Below are 25,271 nucleotides of genomic sequence, written 5' to 3' on the forward strand. Positions count from 1 at the left end.
AGAATAGGACCTACAGGGGCTCATATCTCCGAGATTCTCACAGATCTGGATTGAAATATGGGTGGAGCAGAGGATCATTTTTTTCAACACGCTCAGAATCCGATACAGAGGAGAGTAATCCAGAACATACTACACGCGGCTGTTTGACGAGGTCACGTTAGGCGGATTGTGGAATGGCTTTTACGGCATGGTTCTGGTGACACCGGTTTGACTGGAAGGCCAAGCCTCGAAGATCTTGCCCATGCAATTATGCAACAGGCTTGGGCTCGAGCTTGGCCTCTTCAGCAACTACGATCCGCCTGAATGAGGTCGAAATGTGACCCATGAAGACCGAATTTTTTTCCCTTGACACCGACAGGGGACAGAGTAATCTGACGTGCGCATCGTAGCCCCACCATACTGGGTATTCCGAGGCAAACTTGAAGACCGAGCCTTGGTGAGCGAGGCTCTCGTGTAACATACAGGCCACTGTCCAAAAGCATCCAAAGACTCGGTGGGCCAGGGTAGAACTGGCGCTCCCGGATTGGAGGTTTGCCTAAGGTGACTCAGGTGACAAACGCCGTACACGGCGCTGCTGCTGAAGCTTGAACGAGTGGGATATCCGGGTCTGGTTTGAGGCCATCCGACGGACTTCAAGTTTAGGCGTTCAGACACTTTCTCCGCTACACGGCTGAGGGGAAGGACCCTCTCATTTTCTCTTTTGGCCTATCAGCCAACCTTTTGGAATAGAGACATTGAAAGACAAAGAAGACCAGCCTCCCAGTAGAGGCGATTCGAACACTAGCATGTGGAAGTGGCATCCGTGATACGATAGTCTACATTTTCCTCCCTTATCGGCTCACCCGCTCGCTTCTTCCACGACTCATAGGTGGTGACAGCGGAGGGTGTAAGGCGATCCGACTTCTTCCTGGAAACATCCCAATAGAAGCCGCCCTTTTTTCTGTCCCATGTCTGCAGATGGCAACCCTTCGACGGCTGAGATTCGCCTCGTTTAGACGGCTAACTTTGTCCTTTTCGAATGGGAGGAAGGGCGATGATCATGCAGTTTCTGGAGAGGTTTTCCAAACGTTCGGTCTCTGATTCCCTCAAGCCGAGAGCATTACAGGATGCAGGCGAGCTCGAGCGCCGCTTGCTCGATATCTGTACAATCCCAATCCAAGACGCACTTCGTGCACTTGAAACCGGTCTCCGAGGCTTGAGCCAAGAAGAGGGCGAGCGCCGTCTCGGCGAGTTCGGTCCAAATGAGCTGGCACACACCAGACGCAGGAGCTTCTTGAGTGAGATTTTTCAGCGATGCAAAAGCCCTCTGGTTCTGCAACTCCTGATCATTGCCATTGTCTCTGGTTGCATCGGTGAAATTAAATCCGCCGTTATCGTGACCGCCATGGTGCTCCTGAGCGTGGGACTTTCTTATATCCTGGATCGACGCTCCACCAATGCCGTCGAGTCGCTTGGGAAACGCGTGCAGTCGCGCACACTGGTGTTGCGAAACGGTAAAGAAGTAGAGGTCAAGATATCGGAGGTTGTGCCTGGCGATGTTGTCGTATTGCATGCAGGCTCGATTGTCCCGGCAGACTTGCGTCTTCTCTCCGCCAAAGACTTCTTCGTAAGCCAGTCCGCGCTCTCCGGAGAGTCCATGGCTGTCGAGAAAACTGCCAATGGAGCTCAGGGCCACACCACCGTGCTGGAACTGCCGAATGCGTGCTTTTTCGGAAGCAGTGTCAACAGCGGCGCGGCTCGGGGGGTCGTGGTGCACACCGGGACGCGGACCATTTTCGGCTCCATCTCGCAACGCCTCACCGAGCGTCGTGAGGAGACCAGTTTCGATAGAGGAGTGCGATCCTTCACCTGGCTCATGATCCGATTCATGGTCGTCATGGTTTGTGCGGTGTTTTCTATCGTCGGCATGACCAAAGGCAACTGGGAGGAGGCTCTTTTGTTCGCCTTGTCGATAGCTGTGGGCCTCACACCTGAAATGCTGCCAATGATCGTGACCGTGAACCTCGCCAAGGGGGCGCTCACCATGGCCAAAAAGAAGGTCATCGTGAAGCGGCTGCCAGCCATACAGAACTTTGGGGCCATAGACGTCCTTTGCACGGATAAGACGGGGACACTCACTCAGGATAGAGTTATCCTCAAGCGACATATGGATATCGTCGGGCACGAAAGCGAGGACGTTCTGAACTATGCGTATCTCAACAGCTATTACCAGACTGGAATGCGCAATCTGATCGACCGCGCGATACTCGAGCACACCGATCTGAATGTGGAAGAGAACTGTACCCTCGTAGACGAGCTGCCCTTTGACTTTCAGCGCCGCCGCATGTCGGTCGTGGTCGATTACGAGGGCGATCACGTTCTCATCTGTAAGGGAGCGGTCGAAGAGATCTATGCTATTTGCGGCCAGTATCAGAATGGCGACGAAGTCTATCCGCTGATCGACATGATTCGGGAGGATCTTTTCGAGGACGTGGAGGAACTCAACAAGGACGGCTACCGGGTTCTGGGCATCGCCTATCGCGAGTTCCCACGAGAACGGACCACCTACACGGTAACCGACGAGAGTGATCTGATCCTGCTGGGCTACATCCTGTTCTTCGATCCCCCGAAGGATTCGGCCGCCGAGGCGGTTAAGCTTCTCAAGGAAACAGGAGTCGAGGTCAAGGTGCTCACCGGCGACAATGGTTTGGTCACCGGCAAGGTCTGCCGGGATGTGGGCCTTATAGTGGACAGGATGGTCACAGGTGCAGACCTCTCGGAACTCTCGAAGGACCGGTTTTCCCAGATCGTAAGGGAGGCGGATGTTTTCGTCAAAGTCACTCCGGCCCAAAAGGAGCAGATCGTTCGAGAGTTGAGAAGCAATGGCCATGTAGTGGGATTCATGGGAGACGGCATCAACGATGCGCCTGCTCTCAAATCTGCTGATGTGGGCATTTCCGTGGATTCGGGCGTTGACGTAGCCAAGGAGGCCGCGGACATCGTGCTCCTTGAGAAGAGCCTCCTCGTCCTGGAAGAGGGAATCATTGAGGGAAGAAAGGTCTTTGCAAACATCGTCAAGTACATCCGCATGGGAGCCAGCTCGAACTTTGGAAACATGTTCAGCGTGGTCGGCGCAAGCTATCTCCTGCCTTTTTTGCCGATGCTTCCCGTACAGGTCTTGACAAACAACCTTCTCTACGACTTCTCCCAGACGGGAATTCCTGCCGACAACGTGGATCAGGAACAGATCGCAAAGCCGCTCAAATGGCATATTGGGAACATCAAGCGATTCATGGTTTTCATCGGACCGGTAAGTTCCATCTTTGACTACGCGACTTTTGGATTGATGTGGTTCTTTTTCCACTGCAGCGGTTTCAACGATCCATCGATGGGGGCCGCTCAGAAAGGCGAGCTCGCGAGCCTGTTCCAGACAGGATGGTTTGTGGAATCGCTCCTGACCCAGACGCTCATCGTCCACATCATCCGGACCAGGAAAATACCCTTTTTCAGAAGCAGCGCATCACTGCCGATGACGCTGACTACCCTGACCATCATGGCGATCGGTGCGTGGCTTCCCTATTCACCTTTTGCCGGAGCGCTCGGCATGGTTCCACTACCCCTCATTTACTGGGCATGGATCGCGGCGTTCCTCTTTTTATACGCGACGCTCACGCATATCGTGAAGACTTGGTTTTTCAATCGCTACGGAGGTAGTTGATCATGGACGCGTTGCTCGATGCACTGCAGGAAGGCAGGCTCATTGAGCTGCCCGATAACAACAAGGAAGCCGCTTTACAGTTCCTTGCCCATATTATGGAGGCGAACCCCTCTCTTCCTGCAGGAACCGATGTCGTGGGGCTGGTCTTGGCGAGAGAGCGCACAGCTAATTCAACGCTTGGACGAGGATGGGCCTGCCCTCATGCGCGGGTCCCCTTTGAGGAAGACCTCCTCTGCGTTGTGGGCTGGAGTCCTAAAGGTATCGATTATGGCGCTTCCGATGGGATTTCGGTATCAATTATTGCCATGTATCTGGTGCCCGAAAACCAGCGGAACCATTTCCTCCGAGAAGTCTCCATGGTGGCCAAAACCCTGAAGGCTTATCCCGAGCCTCAAAAGCTGAGTCTCGCCAATGAGCTCAACGAGGTCCGTGAGCACCTGCTCGATTTGATGACTTCCAGCAAGGAAATGGCTGTTCCTGACTTGCGTGCAAGGATGATCCAGTTGCAGGCAAGGCAAGCAGCCGCTGCTATACCGGCGTACGATCTGGCAAACCTTGTCGTCGAACCAGTAACCATCGTCACAGGTCCGGGCATCGAGCACATCGTTCTTGCCCAGGATCGTCACCTCGTGGAATATCTTGATTCCGCTCACGGCTTGGTCGATGGGCTCGCAACCGATGGGATGTTTCAAAACGGAGGATGGCGCATTCTTAAGCGGGGAGCGACAACCTACCAGGAGGACCGGGTTTTATACGACTGCCTGGCCATAAGAGCTGCAGGCGGCAATTCGATAGTTCTCAGGTAACGAAGGTTGATGGACATTTCATTCAAAAACTTCTTTTCGTCGCCTGAAAGCCTCCCGCTCGCTTCAATCGCTTCAATCTTTTCCTCCGTGACCGGACCGATGCCCTGAAATCCTTGATGGCTCTCGCTCAATCTTTTGCCGCCAAGAGAGGTGTGAAGGTCGAAGCCATTCTCCACAAAAGCAACAAACCTCCAAATATTCTTCAGCGGACCTTATGCTGCATGCGGACAAAACAGCTTCACCCATCCCGCAAATGCTATTCAGGGGTCCAGAAGGGACCCACCTTGCCCAGCCTTTTTAAGGATAAAATCAATTCGCCTGCGTATTCATTCACATGGGAAAGATAGTCCGGCTCCAGGCGTTTTTTCATCAGGGGGCCGCTGAACACGATTGCCCAGTCAGATAACGGCATGATCGACTCAGCTGAGACGGAATCATAAAGCGGCCAATTTTTGACGTGCTCTTCCGACCGGAAGAGGTTCATGCGGGCTCAAGCCCTGCCCCAGGGCACTTCTCCAGTCAGTGCCTTGGCCAACGGAATATTCATGTGTCCCACCGTCGTGTTCGGATGAACTTCGAGGATCTCCTCGTCACGCATACGGACATGGATGGGTTGCCCACAGTCCAGGCAATTGGCGTCGATTCGGATCTCGGTGCCGGGGAAGAGCCAGCGCACGGCCAGCACTTCGATTCCTCATTGTCCATACCATTTTCGTTCCCCATTTATCGTCACCCGGTAATTGGTCGGCACATTAGAAAACGGTGCCCAGGACTCGATGTAATCTGTGTCTTTAACAAACCAGCATGCAACCGAGGATTCAGCTGCCTTATGCTGCACCTGCCTGGCCTCTTCGGGTTGCACGCCCAGGATTGCCGCAAGTTCAGTATAGTGCGGCGCCCGCCCGGTCTTGACAAATTGCTCCACAACAGCGGTGTAAGCGCGTTGCACCAGGATGGATTCTTGCATGTTATTGCCTCCTATGACAATTTGTTCGCCTGGAGCTCCATGTGAAGGCACTGCAGGGGCCTGACTAAAAGACCTTCATCAACCCGGTAAGCACTTGGTAATCAAATGGTTCGGGATTTGTTGTTGGGACCTCTACGGCGCCCAGCAGATACCAGTTGCGGCCCAGATGTGTACGGAAGCCGGGTGTGAGGGTTAAAAGGAATCTACTCGGACCTCGGTTGTCTATCGTTTGATTCAGGTTGGTGGATAGGTACAAGACAAGATCACCGATCGGCGTAAAGTCGTGGGGCGTCAAATAATAGCCTGCGGCAAAGTTGGCTGTGAAGGCTGTGCGAGCACCGACCTCGTTGAGGCTTTGGCCACCGTGGGGAGCGAATAATCCTACGCCTCCACGAAGCACGAGGCCTTTCCACCAGTTGGCCCAGAACTCGTACGTGGGTGTTATGGCTGCCACCCCGTTCACATTGTAAGTATCGCCGGTCGGCGTGCGGAAGTTTATGGTCAACGACTGCGTCACGTCCTGTGTTTCAGAAAGAAGGAAACGAGGTGCAATGACAAAGTCTCCAAACTCGGTCTCGTAGCTGTTGCCATTCACTCCCCGGTTTGAAGCCACAAAAGGGATATCCATGCGAAACTCGAACCGCCGATTGAAAGGCAGGTAAAACTGGAGGAGACCTGTGTTCTGGTGGCCATTCTCCAGGTAATCACTCGCATAGCCCTAGGTTGCAATCCCCAGCCGGTAGAACACGCCGTCATAGGCATTGAGCCAGCCCTGCCGCGGTGCCCCCCCCTTCCCCTGGCGGCGGACTTACCCACGCCTCATTCCATCCCTCGCAGAAAAAGGTACTCAAGGGCATCTCCCGCCACCGCGAGGGATCGGCGTAGACATCGCCTGTCAGCGACTCGACGATTGCATCCGTAAAGCTTCCAGTCTTTGAAACCGATGACGTGGGCACGTGAGTCGTCTCTCCGCACATACCCGTTATGGGGATCCCAACTGTCCAGAGCAGAGCAAGGATCGCAATAAAATACGTACGCCCGCGAGCTACTTTCATCATGCTTCTCCTTTATTCTTTGCTGGTCTGGTTGCGTACCTTTTGCAAATGGCTCTCTTCGTTACGTCGCCCTGGGGTGCAGATTCCTCGTTGCCTTTATCTGCTTAGAAAGATTTCTGTTTTTGAATCCGATACGGTGCCGGTGTAGGAACAACAATGCCGAAAGGGCCTGGTTTTGAGTCGAAGCGCCGCCCTTCTTTTTCACCGCCACCTGTATGAGGAATGCGTTGATTTCCGGTTCTGCCATCTTCCCTGGGCGGCGATTGTCATGAAAATAGATGAACGGTTTGACCCAGCAGTAATAGACCTGCTCTGTGCATCGACTGTGATGCCATGATGATAAAGGCTAATGAAGTGGATTCATGAGGTTTGGCGCGTGGGTGGCCCCCGGCAGAACCTCCTGCCGTGGCATTTGAGATCTGCTTTTCCTGCAAAAGATTGTTGCGATCGGCTTGTCTGTGCACCTGTCGCTATCATTTTGCTCGCTCCGGCAAAGAGACAACTTGGGAACAGATAGATCTACGCTTATGGAATGGGCGAATAAGTTACGTTAGAGGGGGAAATTGAAATTCTCTAATAAGATAGATTGACATCTCTATAGTGTCAATCGCAAAAGTCAGGACAATCGCACGAAACAGACGTTGACATGAGGCAAGAGGCAATCCATCGGACCGGACAATGGGAGTGATGCATTTCATGCACATGCTTCCACTGTAATGTTGATGAGTAGCAACCGGGCTTTTGTAGGAGCGGCTTCCAGCCGCGACAAAAATAAGTCGCGGCTGGAAGCCGCTCCTACAAAGAAAACGAGTCGTCCAGATCTCAGCTCTGCGGAGGTGCTAGGATTTGAGGGATTGCCCTGTCACAAAAGTTTGATTCTAGGGCGTCCAAATTGAATCTCGATTGTTGCCGGTTTTTTCACCCTCCAGAGCCCGGAGGGCTCACAGCTATTAGCGGGGGGTGAGGCCTTAAGGCCGATACCCCCGGTTAAGAATGAAAAAGAAGGAAACGACCCTGGAGGGGTCGCAGAATGCCCTTGCTGGGACCCCTTCAGGGTGCATGATCATGCTACCAGCCTACCGGTGGTATCGCCTTTGCTGGCTCAACCACCGGCTAATGGCTGTGATCCCTCCGGGATCAGGAGGGCCAAGAACCGGGCAAGAAATTCAGGCGATTTTGCCCCTTTTTGGACGCCCCAGTTTGATTCTATCAATTTCTTTTTCGTGGGCAGTTATGGTCTTCGATACTTTCCGGAGCAGGAATAAAGAGAAGAGGATGTAGTCAGGCTCAATATTCTCTGCCAGAACATCAACGCCGGACCTGTCTGGAATTGCTGCACATTTGAAATTCTGCATAGTCATTTATATGGGGTAAAGGGCTTGAGGCTGTCAACAGCCTCAACTCCCCGTCCCTGATCACTCCTGCCAGTAAAAGTTTAGCACAGTCTGTCCCTTCCCGACTGCTTGCACAGCTCTCTCCTGTATCTTCTCATTGTATTTGACAACCACTTTGTAACGCCCAGGGGGAAGCCTGCAAAAAAACCACGGACCTTCCGAAACGGCCTCCAATGCAACGCGACCCGCTGAATCCCTGATTTCTACAGCAATGTCACTGAGGTATTCACCTGAGACCAGCGCGAAGCTCAACTTCAAATTGTAGTCTTTACTTACCTCGTTCAAGGCTTCCCTCTGGTCCAATCCAACACCACCACTGAGGTAGGGAATGCTGCCGTAGTACTTGGGTTGGACAGTAGAGCTCTCAGGCTCTTGAGCGTAACTTGCGGTCGCCAGGGCATATAGAACAACAGCAACTGAGACCAAAATACAAAATTTGCGACGCATGATCATCCTCCCTGTGAATGGGAAACATAAATCGAGCATTTTCGCCGTAATTGCGTCCTCGAGTGCCTCATCAAGGCTTGAGAAACCATCAGCGTTGCCTGGTGTTGATCATACCGTCCATTCGTTGATCTTGTCGAGACACCATGAATACAAAATAAGGAACATCCTTGACGTTTCAATGTCTCACTACCGTAACCGCCATACGCTTTTCTTTGCTGATCGGGTTGAACGGATGGATCGATATCCATTTTGACTACAATCTCTCCCAGCCCGTCGACATTCCCCGAGCACAAAAGGACAGAGGCTTTCATTCAGTACAGTTCGGCAGAAGTTTTCATCCTATTCAGGGGCAGTGCGATTCCGCCTTCGAGGGGAGCAGGGGCGGGTTGTCTTGCCCGGCATAACTAATCTGACGGAGCCCTAGCGTGGAACGCCATGATTCGATCTGAGTAGGTTTCCGGTACCTGCAACTGCGCACCAGGCACCGAGCACTATCGATAACACTGCCACCAGCATGAGTGGCACATCGAGGAGAGCAACGAGCCCGGCATCATCAAACGCAGTGACAAGCTCTTCGCAGGCGAACATGGCGAAGAGCGAGCCGCACAAGGCAATAAGGCCGTTTACCGCTTTCGACGCAACCACCCTGCCTGTTTTCAGGCCAAGCCTCGGAAGCGCAAGCACCCAAGACAAAAGGCCCAGCAGGGAAAGGGCTAGCGGTACCACCAGTTGGCGCCCGTTCTCTGTCAGCTCGAATCGTCCGCCAATCGCTGCAGTCCCAAGGCCAACGAGCCCAATGAGGAGCGCTGCCGACGCCATCAATAAGATTACGCGTAGCCACAGCGGGGCGATGCGTAGCCGCGGTACGATAATCATTTCTACCTTCCGGAGAGGCCAGGATGTACGGTACGGATCGAGTGGTTAACTTTATGTACCTGTGTCATTATGTTGTCAATCAGGAGATTCCTGATAAAAACCTTCCGGTGTTTATGACCATTGAAATAGCCCTCCTGTAGCCACACCCCACAGGGCAGCCAACCGGACCTTTGAAGGTGGTGTCTCCCTGCTGGAGGACACATAGTCAATGTATCTTATCCTGAAAGCATGGTAGAGTGTTGACGCGGACATGGTCGGAATCTTTCCCTGTTATTCAAGTGGCCCCAAACAACAGGCGATCCTGCCATATCGATAACTTTTCCTGCAATCTCAAAGGTACTGATTTGCCCGAAGCCCCATAATGCTCAACAGGACTCAGTGCCCGGGACATTTAGGAAAATTCGGTAGTGATCAATATCCGGTGTCATTTCGGCACCTTTGGCTTGCTTTCTCTTTGGTGATACTGAAAAATCCGGGAGGACAATGAATGCAGTCACGCGGCCCATTGATGATTGAGCATCGACTGATCGAGCGGATGATCGCACTGCTTGCTCAAACACAAAAGCGTATCGAAACAAACCATGAGGTGGACCCGTTCTTCATCGATGCGGCAGTGGATTTCATCCACATTTACGCGGACCGTACCCACCACGGCAAGGAAGAGGACATTCTCTTCAAGATCCTCGGGACCAGGGATTTGTCCGCTCAAGACCGAATGCTTATGGACGAACTGATCCAGGAGCACGTCTTGGGTCGAGAAACGACGAGAGAACTGGTCGAGGCCAACGCCCGATATCGAAATGGCGACAGAGCGGCCCTGACAGCCCTAGCGGCCAGTTTGGGAACGTTGGTCTCCTTCTACCCAAAGCATATCGAAAAGGAGGACAAAGTTTTCTTCCCTGCCTATATGGCCTACCTCTCTATGGAAGAAGACCAGAGCATGCTCAACGCATTCTGGGAGTTTGACCGAAAAGTCATTCATGAAAAGTATGGAGCGGTAGTGCAAGAGCTCGAACGGCGAAGGCAAGGGCACAGCCCGCGAGTGACGGCAGCAGCTCAAATGTAACCCCTGCCAGGACCAACAGCGGGGTGATGGGAATGCCAAGCAGCGGCAGCACGGCGACACCCGCAAAAAAAGGCCAGAATCCGGCTTCGCCCTTCCAAGCCATAAAAGTCTGCCAATGCTGCATCAGCACCCAGATCAACAGTCCCACCGAAGCGAGCGCCCCGACGATGGAAGCGATTCGAAGCAAAGTACCGCAGCAATTCCACGTGCGCCGCTCAATGGCCATCTCTGTGGCACCCTCCCGCAGCAGCTCTCGTGTGGCGAGCCTCCCCCTGGAAAATCCTCATAAGGATTTTTGACACCTTCCCATGCTCCGATCTTCAGGGCTGCTTTGCCGTTCCCTGCATGCGGGTGTTCAGGGCTTCGATCCCCAGTTGCAGGGAAGGTTCCATTACAGGGTTTTCCCCTTTGGAGAGGATGATGCGCTTGAGCTGAGGTATGCTGGCGTTATCGGTTGCCTGCATGTAGACCGGTTGCACGTAGGCGATGGCCTCCCCGATGGGCTGGATGATCATCTTGCCCCGGCTCACCCGCGAGCCCGTTTGGCTCCACAGGGTGAGGTTCTGGGCGATGCGGGTGTCCTGGTTGATGAAGGAGTCCACCTGCTGGGGGCCAAACACCAAAGTGCCCCGAGGAAAACTGAACACCACAACCTTTCCGTAGTTGGGGCCGTCGCAACCCGCCACCACCAGGGAGCGCAGATTGGTGCGGGCTTTCGGTGTCATGGGCGCAAACAGTAAGAACTCTTCCTTGTCATTGTCGAGGATACTGAGAGTCGAGTAGATGGACTCCATCCTGCTGGTCTGACCATTGGCGCTTATGGTGGGGAACTCCCAAATATCTTCCTGCTTGTAAAAAGTGTCAGGGTCCGTCTGGTGATACTTGGTGTAAAGATTCATCTGGATATCGAACAGATCCTTGGGGTAGCGGATGTGCGCCTTGAGATCGGCCGGCATGCTCTCCAATCCTTTGATGAGCCCAGGGTACATGCGGTTGTAGGCCCTGATGATGGGATCGCGGGGGTCCGACAGGTAAAAATCCACCGATCCGTTGTAGGCGTCCACGACAATTTTGACCGAGTTGCGGATGTAGTTGATGCCGTTGCTGTAAGGCTGAGCGTAAGGATAACGGTTGGATACGGTGTAGGCGTCCTGGATCCAGTAGAGCCTTTCGGGGGTGGCCACGACATACGGGTCCTTATCCAACACGAAAAAAGGCGCCAGTGTCTTGATCCTCTCAACGATATTGCGGCGAAACTGCATACGGCTCCCGGATTTCGTCTGAGTGGTGAAAAAGATATCTCTTTCCCCGAAATAGACGGCAAAGATGAGCTTGCGGAACAATGAAGAGACCGACACTCCACCCGTCCCGCTGTAATTGCCCTTGGGTAAACCCACGGCTTTGCCGGGGGACTCCCAGAGTTTGACATTTGCGGGAGTATGCGAAAGCCTCCCTCTTGTGAACCGCTCAAAGTTTGCAAAAGGAAAGGCTTTCGCATGGAAGGAACTCAAAGCTTAAGCCACACGGTATGGGAGTGCAAGTACCATGTGGTCTGGATCCCGAAGTACCGCAGGAAGAGTCTCTACGAGCAACTCCGTAAGCATTTGGGCCAAGTCTTCAGAGAACTGGCCAGACAGAAAGAGAGTATGATCGAAGAAGGTCACCTCATGCCGGACCATGTTCACATGCTCATCTCGATCCCACCCAAGTATGGAGTTGCACAGGTGGTTGGCTACATCAAAGGAAAGAGCGCCATCCACATCGCGAGAACCTTCCTCGGGAGGAAGAAAAATTTTACTGGCCAGAGCTTTTGGGCCAGGGGCTACTTTGTGTCCACGGTTGGAAGGGACGAGCAGATGATCCGTGAGTACATCAAAAAGCAGGAAACCGAGGATCGCCGACTCGATCAACTGAATATGTTTGAGTAGTCGCCACCTTGTAAGGCAATGTTGTTGACTTAACCAACTTTCGTCATTCCGGCGAAAGCCGGAAACCAAAAAAATAAAGACTTTCTGGACGTCGGTTCTCACCGGGGTGACGTTAAGTCAACAGCATTGACCTTGTAAGGTGGCCAAAGGTTTACAACCGCTTTGAGCGGTCCATGGTTTTACAAGCCTCCGGCTTTGCCGGAGGTATTTGACTGTATGTTGCCCTGGATATCGGCCTCCCAAACAAGAGACGTCATGTGGGACTTCAAGGACTCCCGCTTCAATGCTTTCGGGTCGGCCGAGACGACGACCATCGGTATTGTCCCGAACAGATCTTCGGCGTAAGCGATCAAAAAGTCAGCTTCTTCATCCCCTATGCCGATGACAAGGTCCAATTGGGAATGAGGATATTTGTAGCGATACAATTCGATCAGCTTTTGGCGGTAAGCTTCGTCAGTGTAGTATGCAAGATCCGCGAACTCGATGTGCAGGTCGATGGGATAGGGCGATTCTGAGTCAAGGTTCCTGCGCAGGCTTTCCACGACACGATTCGCCCATGGTATACCCGCATCGAAAAAAGAAATCACCAAAACCCGCTTAGGCAGGGCATTTTTGACATCCGAGGCATATGCCGACACGCCTGCCGCCAGCCACGCTGCGCACAAAAAAAGAATTATTCTTTGGACTCGTCGCATTTACAAGATTCTTTGCTTCCCATAAAAAAGGCCAGAGGAAATCTCCACAGCCGCAGTAGCAGTAATGTGGCAGCTATTTCAGGATGGCCTCCACGCCTGTTCAGGAACCGTCAAGAAAGTTGCAAGACCGAGAGCGCGACATGTTCCGGACTCGCCGAAGAGGGCTGTGGCAGTGTGGTGTTTTCGACCCTCAACGGCAATCTGCCATGCCACCAGGATGCAGCGTTCACCTATGGACACATCTCCAAAAACTTCCGCCTGCAATTCTCCGAGGACAATCGCCTCACCTGCGGGCTGGGGAAAGGTGAAGGATCCCGGGCAATCGAGTACCGCCCACAGGAACTCGGTCGATACGGAACCGCCTGCTGAGGCGACGGAAGCACGGGGAATCCAGGGGCAGGCAACCCGCTCGCCTCCTTCGATGGGTCCCGGAAATACATGCAGACCATCGTCACGGTCCGGGCCGCATACAAAGCAGCAGGGGAACCAGTGCGACGTGAAGCCCCGGTATCGGCGCGATGCCGCCTCCGCCTCTTCGTAGGTCGGGCACACAGGTGGCTCGAGCACGAGCTCTGAAGGTCGTGCCCTGGCGACAACGACATCTCCATCGAGGAGAACGACACCCTCTTCTGTTTCTCGGACCTCCAGTTCAGTATCGAGCGGTGGGGGGCGTAGAAGTCGTACGGTGACAGCGGGGGCATCCAAGAACCGCGAAAGAAGCCCACAAACGTAACCTCCGTTGCCGGATTTCGGAGGTCCCTTGAACCGCTTATCGATTACGATGGTCTTATCCTTCAATCTTGATCTCCCTTCATCGCCGGTCGGACAGGGGGAGGGCTTTTCCGGGATTTCACCGTGAGGCATTCGTACCTCCTGTCCCCCTCGGCAGAGGATTCTGTTCTGTCAGGATGCCGGGGAAGATACACCGGCTGATCACTCATACTGCGTCAACAATGATGATAGCTCTCGGAGAGGTCCAGGTGTAGATACCGATTGAGTGTCTGAATTTTATGCTCCGACATCAGTGTATTGTCAATCGTTCGTGGGAGCGTGCAGCTTTTCTCCTGATCGTTGTCAGTGCTTGACGTGCCGGCCCATCAGGTGCATGAATATTGCCTCGAGTCCTGTACAAATCGGGAAACGTGCAGAGGCAGAGCCTTTTTCATAAAGGGAAATGCCCAGGGTAACGCCGGCAGAGCCGCACCGAAAGGGCAGCCAGGTGATCGTCGGAAACTCGATGATAAAAGGAGAAGAAGAATGAAGCTGCGGGCACACATCACAAGCCATCTTGTAAAAGGTGACGATTTGAACCATCATGGAACACTGTTCGCGGGGAAGACGGCCATGTGGTTCGTCGAATCGGGTTTCATCGCTGCAGCTTTCTGGACGAAACCTGAAAACATCGTTTGCGCGAATATCCACGGTATGCTGTTCAAAAAGCCCGTCGGTAACGGCTGTGTGGTGCGATTTGAGAGTAAGATCGTTTTATCCGGGAGATCGCGCCTTGTCGCTTACATAAAGGTATTGGATAACAGCGACGATGATTTTCTGCTCGACGGTTTCATCAGTTTCGTTCACGTGGATCATAATGGAAAGCCTCTTCCTCACGGCATCGTTATCGAGGCAACGGACCCGGAGGACATCGCGCTCCAGGAGCGGGCAAGAAGCCTTTGATTCAGCACCGAGATTTAGACAGCGTCTTAGAGGCCGTCTAAAAAATGAGTCAATCACTCTGAGCATGCACCTTGTTTCGTCATTCCGGCGGTTCTTAAGCCGGAATCCAGGTTTTTCGCTGGGGTGGATTCCGGCTGAAAGACTGCCGGAATGACGAGTAAACGAATTTTTAGACAGCGTCTCAGATAACCGCAAAAGCCCAAAGACCTGCTCTGGGGCTGATGCATGATTTCAAGGAAAAAATGATGGGCGATATTTTTACGATTCAAATCGATGTCAGATTTCGAGATCTGGATGCAATGGGACATGTCAACAATTCAGTATTTTTTACTTATTTTGAAGAAGGAAGAAAATATTTCTTTTTTAACTTTTCAAAAGTGTCAGATCCTTTCGATTTTGCATTTATATTGGCTCATATAAGCTGCGATTATCTCAAACCCGTTAAACTGGACACTCGTTTATCGCTTCAAATGTGGGTGAAGGAAATCGGAAGGAAGAGTTTTGAGTTATGCTACCAACTGATAGACTCATCGGATGAGTCAATTGTGTATGCAAAAGGAGAATCTGTTCAAGTATGTTTTGATTATGCACAAAATAAATCAGTGGAAGTTTCTGAAGAATTGAAAGAAAGTCTGAGCAAATATCAAATTCAACAGTGACCGGACCTTCCTGCGCAGCTCAAAAAAAGGGGTGAATGGAGAATTGGTGCAACTATGGAAGGGGTTAACAATCATGAGAAAGTCAGTGTCCCTCCTTCATGGGGGAAGCCGTTGGGAATGGGAAAATCGTTCCTGCAAGCACCACAGCATAGGATTTCCCGTGATTACACCGAGGCTCTGCATCATCTTTCTTTCAATGATTTTTGTTGGTAGTGCCCTCTTTCCCTTCAGCTCTGCTCAGGCCAAAGACCCCAAGAATTACCTGTCTTCGTCGACCAGTCATGATTCCGGTTCCGGAGCGAATTCCGACCAACAGGTGGTTCATCTTCCCGAGAATCCCAGCCAGGAGCAGATCAACGCCATTGTTGCGGGTTTGAATGACGACCAGGTCAGGCGCCTCCTGCTTGAAGAACTGAGAAAGTCATCCAGGGTGAGCACAGAGAAAAAACAGAAGGAGCAACCCGATGGCTTTGCCAGGATTGTCCACATGGTCGAGGAAAATACCAGTGCCTTCCATTCCCGTCTGAATGACCTCCGAGCTGGAGTGACTGCCGTACCCACCCTGCTCCCCAAGACCTTTGCCAACCTCCAGGATGGGGAGAGAAGAGGCAATACTTTCCCCTTGTTTGCAGCAATCTGTGTGCTGGTCTTTGGTGGTTTGGGGGCGGAATGGCTGTTCGATCGCGCGATGCGTGGCATCCGCAAACAACTGGTGATCTCGATGCCGGTGGCTTGGACCGTGAAGATCAAGTGGCTGTCTCTTTACGCCCTCACTGACATCCTTGGCATAGGTGTTTTCACTCTCACCACTCTGACATTGTTTTTTCTGTTTTTTAACCATGATATCTTTTCACGCTTGGTCCTTTTTGCCTTTCTCACCCTGGCGCTGGTCGTGCGTGGGATCATGTTGCTCGCTCGCTTTGTCCTGGCGCCACAGGCTTCGGTCCTTCGCTGCATTCCCCTTGACGACGCCGCGGCATCCAGCATTTACCGATGGCTGGTCACAATTTCTGCAATCACTGGGGCGGGACTGTTCATTAGTCTGGTTCTGGAACTGCTGCAGGTCAGCGAAGAAATGGTGGTCGTGACGGATGCCATCAACGGACTACTTTTGCTGAGCATCGTCATCTACCTGCTGCTCAATAACCGATCAGCCATCAGGCGGTTCATCTGCCGGGAAAATCCAGGGGCAGCCCCCGGATTGAATTTTTTGCGCTCACAGATGTCTTCCTACTGGCACTTGCTCGCTGTACCCTATCTAATCCTTATCTGGATCTTCTGGGTCTTTTGGCTGCTAGTGGAGCAGGATGATCTGGTCATCCCTATGCTTGCGCTGCTATTGAGCCTTCCCTGCTATATCGTACTGGATTCTCTGGGGCAAAAACTGCTCAGCGGAATTTTTGGACTCATTCGAGCTCCCGAATTGCCCCAGGGGAAAGCGGATGCCCTTGAGCTCCGGAACACCCTGGAGGCAGCCGAACAACCCGAAGCGACAGTTTGTCCCAGTTCCCTGGACGTGCATCGTTTTGTGCCCATCCTTCGGCGATGTTTGAGCCTGTCCATTGCTGGAATTCTTCTCTTCTGGCTTCTGCGCTTGTGGGGGTTCGACATGAGCCTGGAGACGGAAATGGCGGCGGCAGCATTGAAGATTCTCCTTGTGGTTTCATTGTCCTACGTGGGATGGCGTCTGATCGAAGGAGCCATCCAGCGCCGCATGGAAAAGGAGGGTGTGGTGAGTGCGGCGGATAACGACGCTGAGGCCGGAGGCGAAGGCGGCAGTCGCATCGCCACCCTCCTTCAAATCTTTAGAAAAGTCATCCTGATCGTGCTCCTGGCCATCGTCGGTCTGATCGTTCTTTCGGCCCTCGGCATCGATACCAAGCCCATTCTGGCGGGCGCCGGCATCCTCGGCCTCGCTGTGGGCCTTGGGACGCAAAGCCTCATCAAAGACATTGTTTCGGGAATGTTTTTCCTCATCGACGACGCCTTTCGCATCGGCGATTATATCGAGGCGGGAAAGATCAAGGGGACGGTGGAAGGGATTTCCGTCCGTTCGCTGAGGCTGCGCCACTCACGGGGCATGGTTCTCACCATTCCTTTCAGCCAGCTCGGTACGGTGACCAATTACTCACGGGATTATTTTGTCAGCAAACTGGATTTTCGCGTCCCTTTCGACACGGACATTGACAAGGTGCGGAAAATCATCAAGAAGATCGATAAAGAAGTCTCTCAGGACGAAGAACTGGCGCCCTACCTCCTGAGCCCCATCAAATCCATGGGGGTCAAGATGTTCGATGATTCGGCCATGATCATGCGACTGAAATTCAAATCCAAACCCGGCCAAAATTTTCTCATTCAGCGTCAGGTCCTCAAGCGCTTGCAGGAACTGTTCGATGAGAAGGGTTTGGAATTTGCTCATCGCCACGTCATCGTGCGCCTCCCGGCAGACGCTCCCTCAGCAAAATCAGAGCGTGCCCTGCAGAGCCAACCCACAGCGGAGGCATCCGATGCCGGCACTCTGCTCTCAGCCGCGGCGGCGGCAGCCATAACCGACGAGCTCGCTCGGGAAGACACCTTAAAAAAGGCACAGATGGAGGAAGAAGATGGCTGACGATCCGAGTTCGTTATCAACTTGATTGGAAGCTCCATGCCGATGGACCATCCGATTTGAATTCCCACCACTCATCGAGCTACTTTGCTGGAACATCGCAGCCGGATTGGGAATTGCCGGGTTGACACCCCTTTCCAGTTCCTCTATTAAATTCCAATAGAGAGATGATTCGTTAAATTGGTTGAAATGGGAGAATCTTTAACGTCCTGGGAGGTTCACAGTATGAAAAAGCTAAGAGTCGTATTTGCCGTCATGTTTGCCCTCGTGTCTGCCTTCGGTCTGGCACAAGCCGCCGAAGAGCAGTTGATTCTGGCCACCGGGGGCACAGCAGGGACTTACTATCCCTTTGGCGGGTCCTTGGCCAAGATATGGAATACCAAAATCCCCGGCATGAACGTTACGGCTCAGAGTACGGGAGCTTCGGGGGAGAACGTCCGACTGGTGAACAAGAAGGAAGCCGAGCTTGCCCTGGTTCAGAGCGATACCCTCGATTTCGCCTTCAACGCCAAGGAAACCTTTAAAGAACCGCTCACGGCCATGAAGGCTATCGCTGTGCTCTATCCCGAGATCATCCAGGTGGTGGTGCGTGCTGATGGGCCCGCAAAGACTTTTGCGGATCTGAAGGGAATGAAGGTGGGAGTCGGTGCGCCGGGCAGCGGAACCGAGGCCAACTTCCGCCAGCTGATGGACGTTTATGGGCTGCCGAAGGACGCCGTGAGCGCACAGTACCTCTCCTTTTCTGAAAGCGGTGAACAGTTCAAGGACAAGCACATCGACGCATTCCTGGTGACGGCCGGCATCCCCAATGCAGCTATCATGGATATCAGCAGCCAGCACGATATCCGTATCCTGAACATTAGCGAAGACATGATCAAAAAGCTCATGGAGAAGTATCCTTTTCTCGCTCCGGCGAAGATTCCTGCCAACACTTACAAAGGGCAGTCCGAGGATGTCAGCACGGTTGCAGTGAACGCGGTGCTCATCGTGAATGCGGACATCAAAGACGATGTCGTCTACAATCTGACGAAGGCTCTTTTCGAGAACCAGCCTGAACTGGCTGCGGCTCACGCCAAAGGCAAGGAGCTCAACCTGGCAACCGCTGTGAAGGGCGTTTCCATCCCCTTTCACCCGGGAGCGGTGAAGTATTACAAAGAGAAGGGTGTCATGAAATAGACTGGGTCACCACGCCTTCCAGCATGGAGCCTTCCCGCTGGAGGGCAGAGTACCTTAAAGCCATGACTCGACGCATTGTCGCAGCCGTCGGCGTGACGCTCATTCTGACTGCAGCGTCCTTCGGTCCGTGGGTGAAGAGTATCGAGCTCTTCAGCCTGGGAACTAACGAAGTGCGCTTTTGTGCGCCGGTAGCCGACGGCGAAGAGATAGTCCTTTCCTTCACGCATTCTGTCAACAGGCGGCCGGTCTATGACACATTGCGCATTGAGGGCGACAGCCTGGTCATTGTCAAGTCCCGCTTCGACGCTTTCGGCGCCGGTATGCCCGAGAGCTCTACGGATCAGGGGACGTTTCGGGTGCTGCCGGATGGCGGGCTGGAGTGGACGGTAAACCGGGTGGTTCCTGAGATCGTGGTGCGCGTGGGCCGGGTGGCCGGCCACACCCTGCAGATTCGGGGCAGGGAGATAGCCCTGGCAGATCTTGCGGAGCCGGGCGACGCAGTGCGGTTTCGCGTTGAACGTTATTGCCTTTTTCAGTTGATGAAAGGTGGGTGCCTGTGGTGAGCGGTGAGGATCGGAAACCCTCGGATAAGGAAGCCTTGGGCGACTCTTCCCAAGTCGTGGAGCATGTGAGCAAGGAAGAAGTCGAGGAGATACTCCGCCATGTCGATCGGGAGATGGCCACACGCAAACTGACGGGCTACCCCCATTGGCTGGTCTATGCGATTGGTGTCGCCTTTTCTTGCTTCCAGGTCTACACGGCGGCTTTCGGCCTTCTTCCTGCACAGCTCCAGCGATCCATCCACCTCGCTTTCGCCTTCGTCATGGTCTACCTGCTTTTTCCCTTCCATCCGGGGAAAAGTTCCGATCGCATTGCCTGGAATGATTACCTGCTGGCTGTATTTGCGGGCTTCGTGGGGCTTTACATGACTCTAAACTACACCCGCATCATGGAGTCAGGGGGCGATTTTGTTGGTGTGGATTATTTCTTTTCCTGGTGCGGCATTCTTCTCACCCTGGAGGCCGCCAGGCGCGTCGTGGGATGGCCCATGGTGCTGCTGGCCGGGGGGTTCCTCCTCTATGCCTATTTCGGGCCTTACTTCCCCGGTTTTCTGACACACCGCGGGTATTCCCTGCAGCGGATCGCCTCTCACATGTATCTCACCACCGAAGGCATCTTCGGGATTCCGTTGGCCGTTTCCGCGACCTTCATCTACCTCTTCGTCCTGTTCGGCTCCTTCAGGGAAAAGAGCGGTCTGGGACAGCTTTTCATTGACCTGTCCAATGCCGTTGCGGGGCGGGCATCGGGCGGTCCCGCCAAGGTCGCCGTCGTCACCAGTGCCCTGGAAGGAATGGTGTCGGGGAGCTCCGTGGCCAACACGGTGGAATCGGGAAGCTTCACCATCCCCATGATGAAACGTCTCGGATACCGACCGGAGTTCGCCGCTGCCGTGGAAGCTTCCGCCTCCACGGGAGGACAGCTCATGCCCCCCATCATGGGGGCTGCGGCATTCGTCATGGCCGAGTTCATCAACATCCCATACGTCGAAATCGCCAAGGCCGCCGCCATCCCCGCCTGCCTCTATTTTTTCGGTGTGTTCATCGAAGTTCACCTGGAGGCCAAGCGCTGCAACCTTCGAGGAATGAGTCGAGACGAGATCCCACGTCTGGGCGACGTCATGAGGGAACGAGGGCACCTTTTCCTGCCCCTCGCGGTGATCATAGGGTTCCTCACGGCCGGTTTCACGCCGCTCTATGCCGCACTGATGGGGCTCGTCGTCTGTATCCTGGCGTCCATGCTGAAAAAATCCACCCGCATGAGCCTTCGGGACATCCTGGACGGATTTGAGCTTGGGGCACGGAACGCCATTGGTGTGGCCATTGCCTGTGCCTGCGCCGGCATCATCATCGGAGTGGTAACGCTCACGGGAGTCGGTCTCAAGATGGCTCACGGCCTCATCGAGCTCGCAGGCGGGAACCTGCTCCTGAGCCTGTTTTTCGCCATGATCACCTCCATTGTCCTGGGAATGGGGGTGCCGACGACCGCGACCTATATCATCACGTCGACCCTGGCGGCACCGGCCATCACGATGCTGGGTGTGCCCATTCTCGCCGCACACATGTTTGTCTTCTACTTCGGCATCGTAGCCGACATCACTCCGCCTGTCGCCCTGGCTGCGTATGCCGCATCGGGAATTGCCAAATCCGATCCCATGAAAACCGGCTTTGTCTCAACCAAGCTGGCCATCGGTGCCTTCCTCGTTCCCTACATTTTCGTCTACAATCCTGCCATGCTCCTCATCAACACCACCCCGCTGCTCTTGATTCAGAACCTGATCACTGCAGGCTGCGGTATGTACGGTGTGGGAGCCTCCATGATCGGCTTTTGCCTCGCACCCATGAGCTGGTTAGAGCGTGCCGTGTTTTTCGGGGCCGGTCTGTTGCTGATCGACCCCGGCGCCCTCACGGACCTTGCAGGCCTCTCGATCCTTGCTTTGTGCATGGCGAACCAGGTCCGTAAAAAGCGCGCTCTGGCCGCCGAGGTTGCTGTTTAGCGAGCCCTTTGCCAAACCAGTTTATCTTTCCCAGCGCATCCAAGCATTCAACGATCACATTGACTTGCCTTCGATTTGGCGATACTCTCATCACGCTATCGCCGAGTCCTGCAGGCGCAGGAACGGGGGACCCAGGTTTTGGGGGCGTATCACCTTTTTCAAAGGTGAAGGGCAAGCTCTTCGGCCCGAGCCCGTCAGCTAACCTCGTAGGCGTCGAAGGGTAGAACCTGCCGAAGTTGGACCGGGGGTCTATCCTCATGATCTCATGCTTTGGAGGGTTCAAGATGAAAGGGATTCTTTCCTCGAAGGGCAGTCATCCGTCTTCTTTGTTTCATCGTCCATCCCAAACTTCCAGCAGGGTGCAATCCTCCAATCATTTGACGGGGCAGAACAATGGTCTGTCGCCCCGGGCGCGAAATCTGGCCCTGGCTCTCGGCGCCCTCGGCATCGTCTATGGCGATATTGGCACGAGCCCTCTTTACGCCATCAAGGAATGCTTTCATGGCCTGCACGCCATAGCTCTGAACGAGGGGAACATTCTGGGAGTGCTCTCCCTGGTCTTCTGGTCTCTCACCATGGTGGTGAGCATCAAATACGTCATCTTCATTTTGAGAGCGGACAACAAGGGAGAGGGTGGCATTTACGCTCTGCTGGCGCTTATCCCCACCGACAGCGGGATGCTGCCGTCGCGGCTTTATTCGACCGTCGTCATTGCAGGCATCTTCGGGGCAGCGCTTCTTTACGGGGATGGGATCATCACTCCGGCCATTTCCGTCCTTTCGGCCGTCGAAGGGCTGCAGGTGGCAACCACTGCAGCCGCGCCGGCCGTGATTCCCCTGACCTGCACCGTCATCCTGGCGCTTTTTCTGGTGCAGCGCCATGGCACCGCAGGAATCGGGCGGATATTCGGTCCTGTGGTGCTGGTCTGGTTTGCGGCCATCGCAGGGCTGGGGACGGCGGAGGTAGCCCAACACCATTACATTCTGAAGGCTTTGAACCCTGTGCATGCCCTGGACTTTTTCATTCAAAACAGACTGCACGGTATGGTCGTCCTGGGCTCAGTCGTTCTCTGCATCACCGGCGGAGAAGCGCTTTACGCCGACCTTGGACATTTTGGACCGGCGGCCATTCGCATTTCCTGGCTTGCTGTGGCTTTTCCCGCGCTCCTGCTCAATTATTTCGGACAGGGAGCCCTCCTGCTCGAGCACCCGGATTTTGCTCCGAACCCCTTCTATGGGCTTGTCCCGAGAGCTCTCCTCTATCCCATGGTGGCGCTCTCGACTTTAGCGACCGTTATCGCCTCCCAGGCCATGATCTCGGGAGTCTTCTCCCTGACGCAGCAGGCGGTACAGTTGGGTTTTTTTCCGCGCATCAAAATCGTTCACACCTCATCGGAAACCCGGGGACAAATCTACATCCCCCAGATCAACTACGCTCTCATGATCGCCTGCATCAGCCTGGTCCTCATTTTCGGAGAATCGAGCAGGCTTGCCGGGGCCTACGGCATTGCGGTCACCGCGACCATGGGCATCACTTCGGTGCTGTATTATTTCGTGGTGACAAAAACCTGGGGATGGGCGCAGTGGAAGGCCCTGCCGTTGGTATCGCTGTTTATGTTTTTCGATGTGGCCTATTTCGGATCGAATCTCTTGAAGATTCTCGATGGTGGATGGTTCACTCTTGCCGTCGCCTCAGCGATCATGATCGCCATGACCACGTGGCGTGATGGGCGGGCCGAACTCTCGAAGAAGATGATCAACTCGAGACTTCCCATCAATCTTTTTCTCGAGGACGTGGAGAGAAAAAAGCCGACACGCGTAGAAGGAACGGCCGTTTTCATGACCGTCTCTCCGGTGGGAACGCCTTCAGCTCTTCTTCACCATTACAAGCATAATCGCATCCTTCACGAAAGGGTGATTCTGCTTTCGGTGCGGGCTGTGGATGTTCCCGTGGTACCCAGAGAAGAACGACTCCAGGTGCAGGACCTTGGCCAGGGCTTCCTGCGTCTCATTGCCTCCTACGGCTTCATGGAAACCCCCAACGCTCCTGATGTCATGAGAATGGCATCGCAATTCGGTGTCGAGACAGAGTCCGCCATGACCACATATTTTTTGGGCCTGGAGACCCTTACAACCGAGGGAAATTCCAAGATGATGCGCTGGCGCAAAGCCCTTTTCGTTTTCATGTCCCGAAATTCCTGGACGGCGCCGGCCTACTTCGGAATTCCTTCAGATCGGGTGATTGAAATCGGAATACAAATTGACTTGTGAAGAAAGCCCGGAAGCATCATTCCACGCTCCGCGGAAGTGAGATGACTTCGACCAGCTGATGATTGCGTCGGAAACGCTGAAAATGCAACACGCTGGAGCATTACATGGAGGATGATCCAAAAGTAATTCTGAAAACGGTTTCTCCAGGTGAGGAACGAAATGCGAGGTGCCATCCATGGATGGTTTCCACAATCAGTTTCGCAGCATAGAGTCCCAGGCCCACACCTCCCTTTTTGCCATGGGTCACATAGGGAGTGAAGAGGTCTTTCTGTATCTTCTCCGGGATCGATTTACCCCCGTTGCTGATCTCGAGTACGGGAGCACCCGTCTCACTTCCCCCCAAAATCACCTGGACCGCACGACGGGGCTCTTCTGCCTCGATTGCATTCTTTAAAAGATTTTCAAGGGCACGTTCCAGCAGGAGACGATCTGCCTGGAGAGTCACCTCTCTCCCCAGACGGTTCTGGAAAACGATACTCACCTCTTTGGCGGCAGCCAGGGGCTGGAGGTGCTCGGTTTTCGACTGGACGAGGGCAGGCAGATCGAAGGGGGTATCTTTTCGCTGGTATTCCCCCGTTTCCAGCAGGATGAGCTCCCTCGTGGAATCCAGGAGAGCGATCAACCCCTGTGATTCACTCTGAACAATCTCAGAATATTTTTCCGCCTGGGCCTGTTCTGCCTTTCCGAGAGAGGAAGACAGCCTCCTGGCCGCGAGAGAGATGATGACCAGCTTGTTCTTCAGGTCGTGGCGGGTGATGCGCTCCAGCCGGTTGCGCATGAGCTCATAGCGTTTGCGCATCGTGATGTCCCGAACAATGGCGGAGATGTAATATTCATGGGGGCTGATTTTGACCATTGAATGGGTCAGCTCGACGGGGAAAAGCCCGCCGTCTTTCCGAAGGGCTTCGAACTGCCGGATGGGAGATGTGTAGGAGGCGCGGGAATCAATGGTGCGCACGAATTGATGGTAGCTTTCCCTGTGCTTTTGGCGATAGGCTTCGGGAATAATGGCCTCAAGACCCAACGCCTGGATTTCCTCCCTGCTGTAGCCGAACATTGTCTCGGCCATCCGGTTCCAAACCACGATGCTCTGTTCCTGATTTACGGTGATGAGGGCATCTGAAAGAGAGTCGACGAGCTGCTGAAAGAAATGATCCATAAAATTTTCTACCATTTGAACGGCGTTGATGTTTCAGAGAGAAGAAAACTGCATGCGCTAAAAGACGCAGGCCGGATTAAGATATCAGAACCCTCCTTCGCGTAGAAGAGAAAAAGATACGGTGCTTCTTCCCTGGAAGGGGAATCTGTTCACGCCGAGTTCATTGGCAACAACCAAAAGGAATGATTACAAAAAGAAATACAAGAGAGGACGGGCCCTCTTGTCTTGAGATGCCTCAAC

Annotated in this window: 22 protein-coding genes, 1 pseudogene and 1 riboswitch; of the genes and pseudogenes, 12 read left to right on the forward strand and 11 right to left on the reverse strand. The window is 53.8% G+C overall.

What is annotated here, in order from left to right:
• The first annotated feature begins 1,039 nt into the window (after positions 1–1,039).
• Both mgtA and MWC30_RS04165 read left to right on the forward strand, forming a co-directional pair.
• The gene (gene mgtA, locus MWC30_RS04160; protein ID WP_244082941.1) at positions 1,040–3,697 is read left to right on the forward strand and encodes a magnesium-translocating P-type ATPase; all 2,658 of its coding nucleotides are present in this window, start codon (positions 1,040–1,042) and stop codon (positions 3,695–3,697) included.
• Between the two features lie 2 nt (positions 3,698–3,699).
• Entirely contained in the window at positions 3,700–4,503 is an 804-nt protein-coding gene (locus tag MWC30_RS04165; protein ID WP_244082894.1) for a PTS sugar transporter subunit IIA, read from the forward strand.
• Positions 4,504–4,759: 256 nt separating this feature from the next.
• On the opposite strand, the gene MWC30_RS04170 is transcribed toward MWC30_RS04165, so the two are convergent.
• From MWC30_RS04170 to MWC30_RS04195, 7 genes and pseudogenes are all read right to left on the reverse strand, one after another.
• Positions 4,760–4,987: a hypothetical protein gene (locus tag MWC30_RS04170; RefSeq protein WP_244082895.1), complete on the reverse strand. Its 228-nt coding sequence runs from the start codon at positions 4,985–4,987 to the stop codon at positions 4,760–4,762.
• 6 nt (positions 4,988–4,993) lie between these two features.
• Positions 4,994–5,188, reverse strand: a complete 195-nt coding sequence (locus tag MWC30_RS04175) for an organomercurial lyase (RefSeq protein WP_244082896.1) — start codon at positions 5,186–5,188, stop codon at positions 4,994–4,996.
• 9 nt (positions 5,189–5,197) lie between these two features.
• Positions 5,198–5,470 (reverse strand): hypothetical protein, encoded by a 273-nt coding sequence (locus tag MWC30_RS04180; RefSeq protein WP_244082897.1) that lies wholly within the window; start codon positions 5,468–5,470, stop codon positions 5,198–5,200.
• A 64-nt stretch (positions 5,471–5,534) separates the two neighbouring features.
• Positions 5,535–6,098 carry a hypothetical protein gene (locus tag MWC30_RS04185; RefSeq protein WP_244082898.1) on the reverse strand — a complete coding sequence of 188 codons (564 nt, stop codon included), beginning with the start codon at positions 6,096–6,098 and terminating at the stop codon, positions 5,535–5,537.
• Positions 6,099–6,586: 488 nt separating this feature from the next.
• Positions 6,587–6,838: pseudogene (locus MWC30_RS22860) on the reverse strand (site-specific integrase); the annotation flags it as partial.
• A gap of 1,102 nt (positions 6,839–7,940) precedes the next feature.
• Entirely contained in the window at positions 7,941–8,366 is a 426-nt protein-coding gene (locus MWC30_RS04190; RefSeq protein WP_244082899.1) for a hypothetical protein, read from the reverse strand.
• A gap of 420 nt (positions 8,367–8,786) precedes the next feature.
• A complete protein-coding gene (locus tag MWC30_RS04195; protein ID WP_244082900.1) occupies positions 8,787–9,242 on the reverse strand; it encodes a hypothetical protein in 456 nt (151 codons plus the stop codon).
• Between the two features lie 487 nt (positions 9,243–9,729).
• On the opposite strand from MWC30_RS04195, the gene MWC30_RS04200 reads away from it, so the two are divergent.
• Entirely contained in the window at positions 9,730–10,308 is a 579-nt protein-coding gene (locus tag MWC30_RS04200) for a hemerythrin domain-containing protein (protein ID WP_244082901.1), read from the forward strand.
• A gap of 26 nt (positions 10,309–10,334) precedes the next feature.
• Entirely contained in the window at positions 10,335–10,607 is a 273-nt protein-coding gene (locus tag MWC30_RS04205; protein WP_244082902.1) for a hypothetical protein, read from the forward strand.
• A 21-nt stretch (positions 10,608–10,628) separates the two neighbouring features.
• On the opposite strand, the gene MWC30_RS04210 is transcribed toward MWC30_RS04205, so the two are convergent.
• The gene (locus tag MWC30_RS04210; protein ID WP_244082903.1) at positions 10,629–11,705 is read right to left on the reverse strand and encodes a UPF0182 family protein; all 1,077 of its coding nucleotides are present in this window, start codon (positions 11,703–11,705) and stop codon (positions 10,629–10,631) included.
• 99 nt (positions 11,706–11,804) lie between these two features.
• Here MWC30_RS04210 and tnpA point away from each other — a divergent pair, with 99 nt between their 5' ends.
• A complete protein-coding gene (tnpA, locus tag MWC30_RS04215) occupies positions 11,805–12,236 on the forward strand; it encodes an IS200/IS605 family transposase (RefSeq protein ID WP_244082904.1) in 432 nt (143 codons plus the stop codon).
• A gap of 179 nt (positions 12,237–12,415) precedes the next feature.
• Here tnpA and MWC30_RS04220 read toward each other — a convergent pair whose 3' ends face one another.
• Positions 12,416–12,901, reverse strand: coding sequence for a hypothetical protein (locus tag MWC30_RS04220; protein ID WP_244082905.1), 486 nt, complete (start codon positions 12,899–12,901; stop codon positions 12,416–12,418).
• 108 nt (positions 12,902–13,009) lie between these two features.
• Entirely contained in the window at positions 13,010–13,795 is a 786-nt protein-coding gene (locus MWC30_RS04225; protein ID WP_244082906.1) for a hypothetical protein, read from the reverse strand.
• A gap of 393 nt (positions 13,796–14,188) precedes the next feature.
• On the opposite strand from MWC30_RS04225, the gene MWC30_RS04230 reads away from it, so the two are divergent.
• From MWC30_RS04230 to MWC30_RS04260, 7 genes are all read left to right on the forward strand, one after another.
• Positions 14,189–14,605, forward strand: a complete 417-nt coding sequence (locus tag MWC30_RS04230) for an acyl-CoA thioesterase (protein WP_244082907.1) — start codon at positions 14,189–14,191, stop codon at positions 14,603–14,605.
• 242 nt (positions 14,606–14,847) lie between these two features.
• Positions 14,848–15,264: a thioesterase family protein gene (locus MWC30_RS04235; protein WP_244082908.1), complete on the forward strand. Its 417-nt coding sequence runs from the start codon at positions 14,848–14,850 to the stop codon at positions 15,262–15,264.
• A 73-nt stretch (positions 15,265–15,337) separates the two neighbouring features.
• Positions 15,338–17,875: a mechanosensitive ion channel family protein gene (locus MWC30_RS04240; RefSeq protein WP_244082909.1), complete on the forward strand. Its 2,538-nt coding sequence runs from the start codon at positions 15,338–15,340 to the stop codon at positions 17,873–17,875.
• A gap of 222 nt (positions 17,876–18,097) precedes the next feature.
• The gene (locus MWC30_RS04245) at positions 18,098–19,048 is read left to right on the forward strand and encodes a TAXI family TRAP transporter solute-binding subunit (protein WP_244082910.1); all 951 of its coding nucleotides are present in this window, start codon (positions 18,098–18,100) and stop codon (positions 19,046–19,048) included.
• Positions 19,049–19,110: 62 nt separating this feature from the next.
• The gene (locus MWC30_RS04250) at positions 19,111–19,611 is read left to right on the forward strand and encodes a DUF1850 domain-containing protein (protein ID WP_244082911.1); all 501 of its coding nucleotides are present in this window, start codon (positions 19,111–19,113) and stop codon (positions 19,609–19,611) included.
• The gene (locus tag MWC30_RS04255) at positions 19,608–21,602 is read left to right on the forward strand and encodes a TRAP transporter permease (protein WP_244082912.1); all 1,995 of its coding nucleotides are present in this window, start codon (positions 19,608–19,610) and stop codon (positions 21,600–21,602) included. Before MWC30_RS04250 ends, MWC30_RS04255 begins: the two co-directional genes overlap by 4 nt.
• Before the next feature lie 89 nt (positions 21,603–21,691).
• A riboswitch (cyclic di-AMP (ydaO/yuaA leader) is annotated at positions 21,692–21,830 on the forward strand.
• Positions 21,831–21,859: 29 nt separating this feature from the next.
• Positions 21,860–23,872, forward strand: coding sequence for a potassium transporter Kup (locus MWC30_RS04260; protein ID WP_244082913.1), 2,013 nt, complete (start codon positions 21,860–21,862; stop codon positions 23,870–23,872).
• 100 nt (positions 23,873–23,972) lie between these two features.
• Here the strand turns inward: MWC30_RS04260 and MWC30_RS04265 are convergent, their stop codons facing one another.
• The gene (locus MWC30_RS04265) at positions 23,973–25,031 is read right to left on the reverse strand and encodes a PAS domain S-box protein (protein WP_244082914.1); all 1,059 of its coding nucleotides are present in this window, start codon (positions 25,029–25,031) and stop codon (positions 23,973–23,975) included.
• Between the last annotated feature and the right edge of the window lie 240 nt (positions 25,032–25,271).

This window comes from Desulforhabdus sp. TSK (assembly GCF_022836495.1).
Lineage (GTDB): Bacteria > Desulfobacterota > Syntrophobacteria > Syntrophobacterales > Syntrophobacteraceae > Desulforhabdus.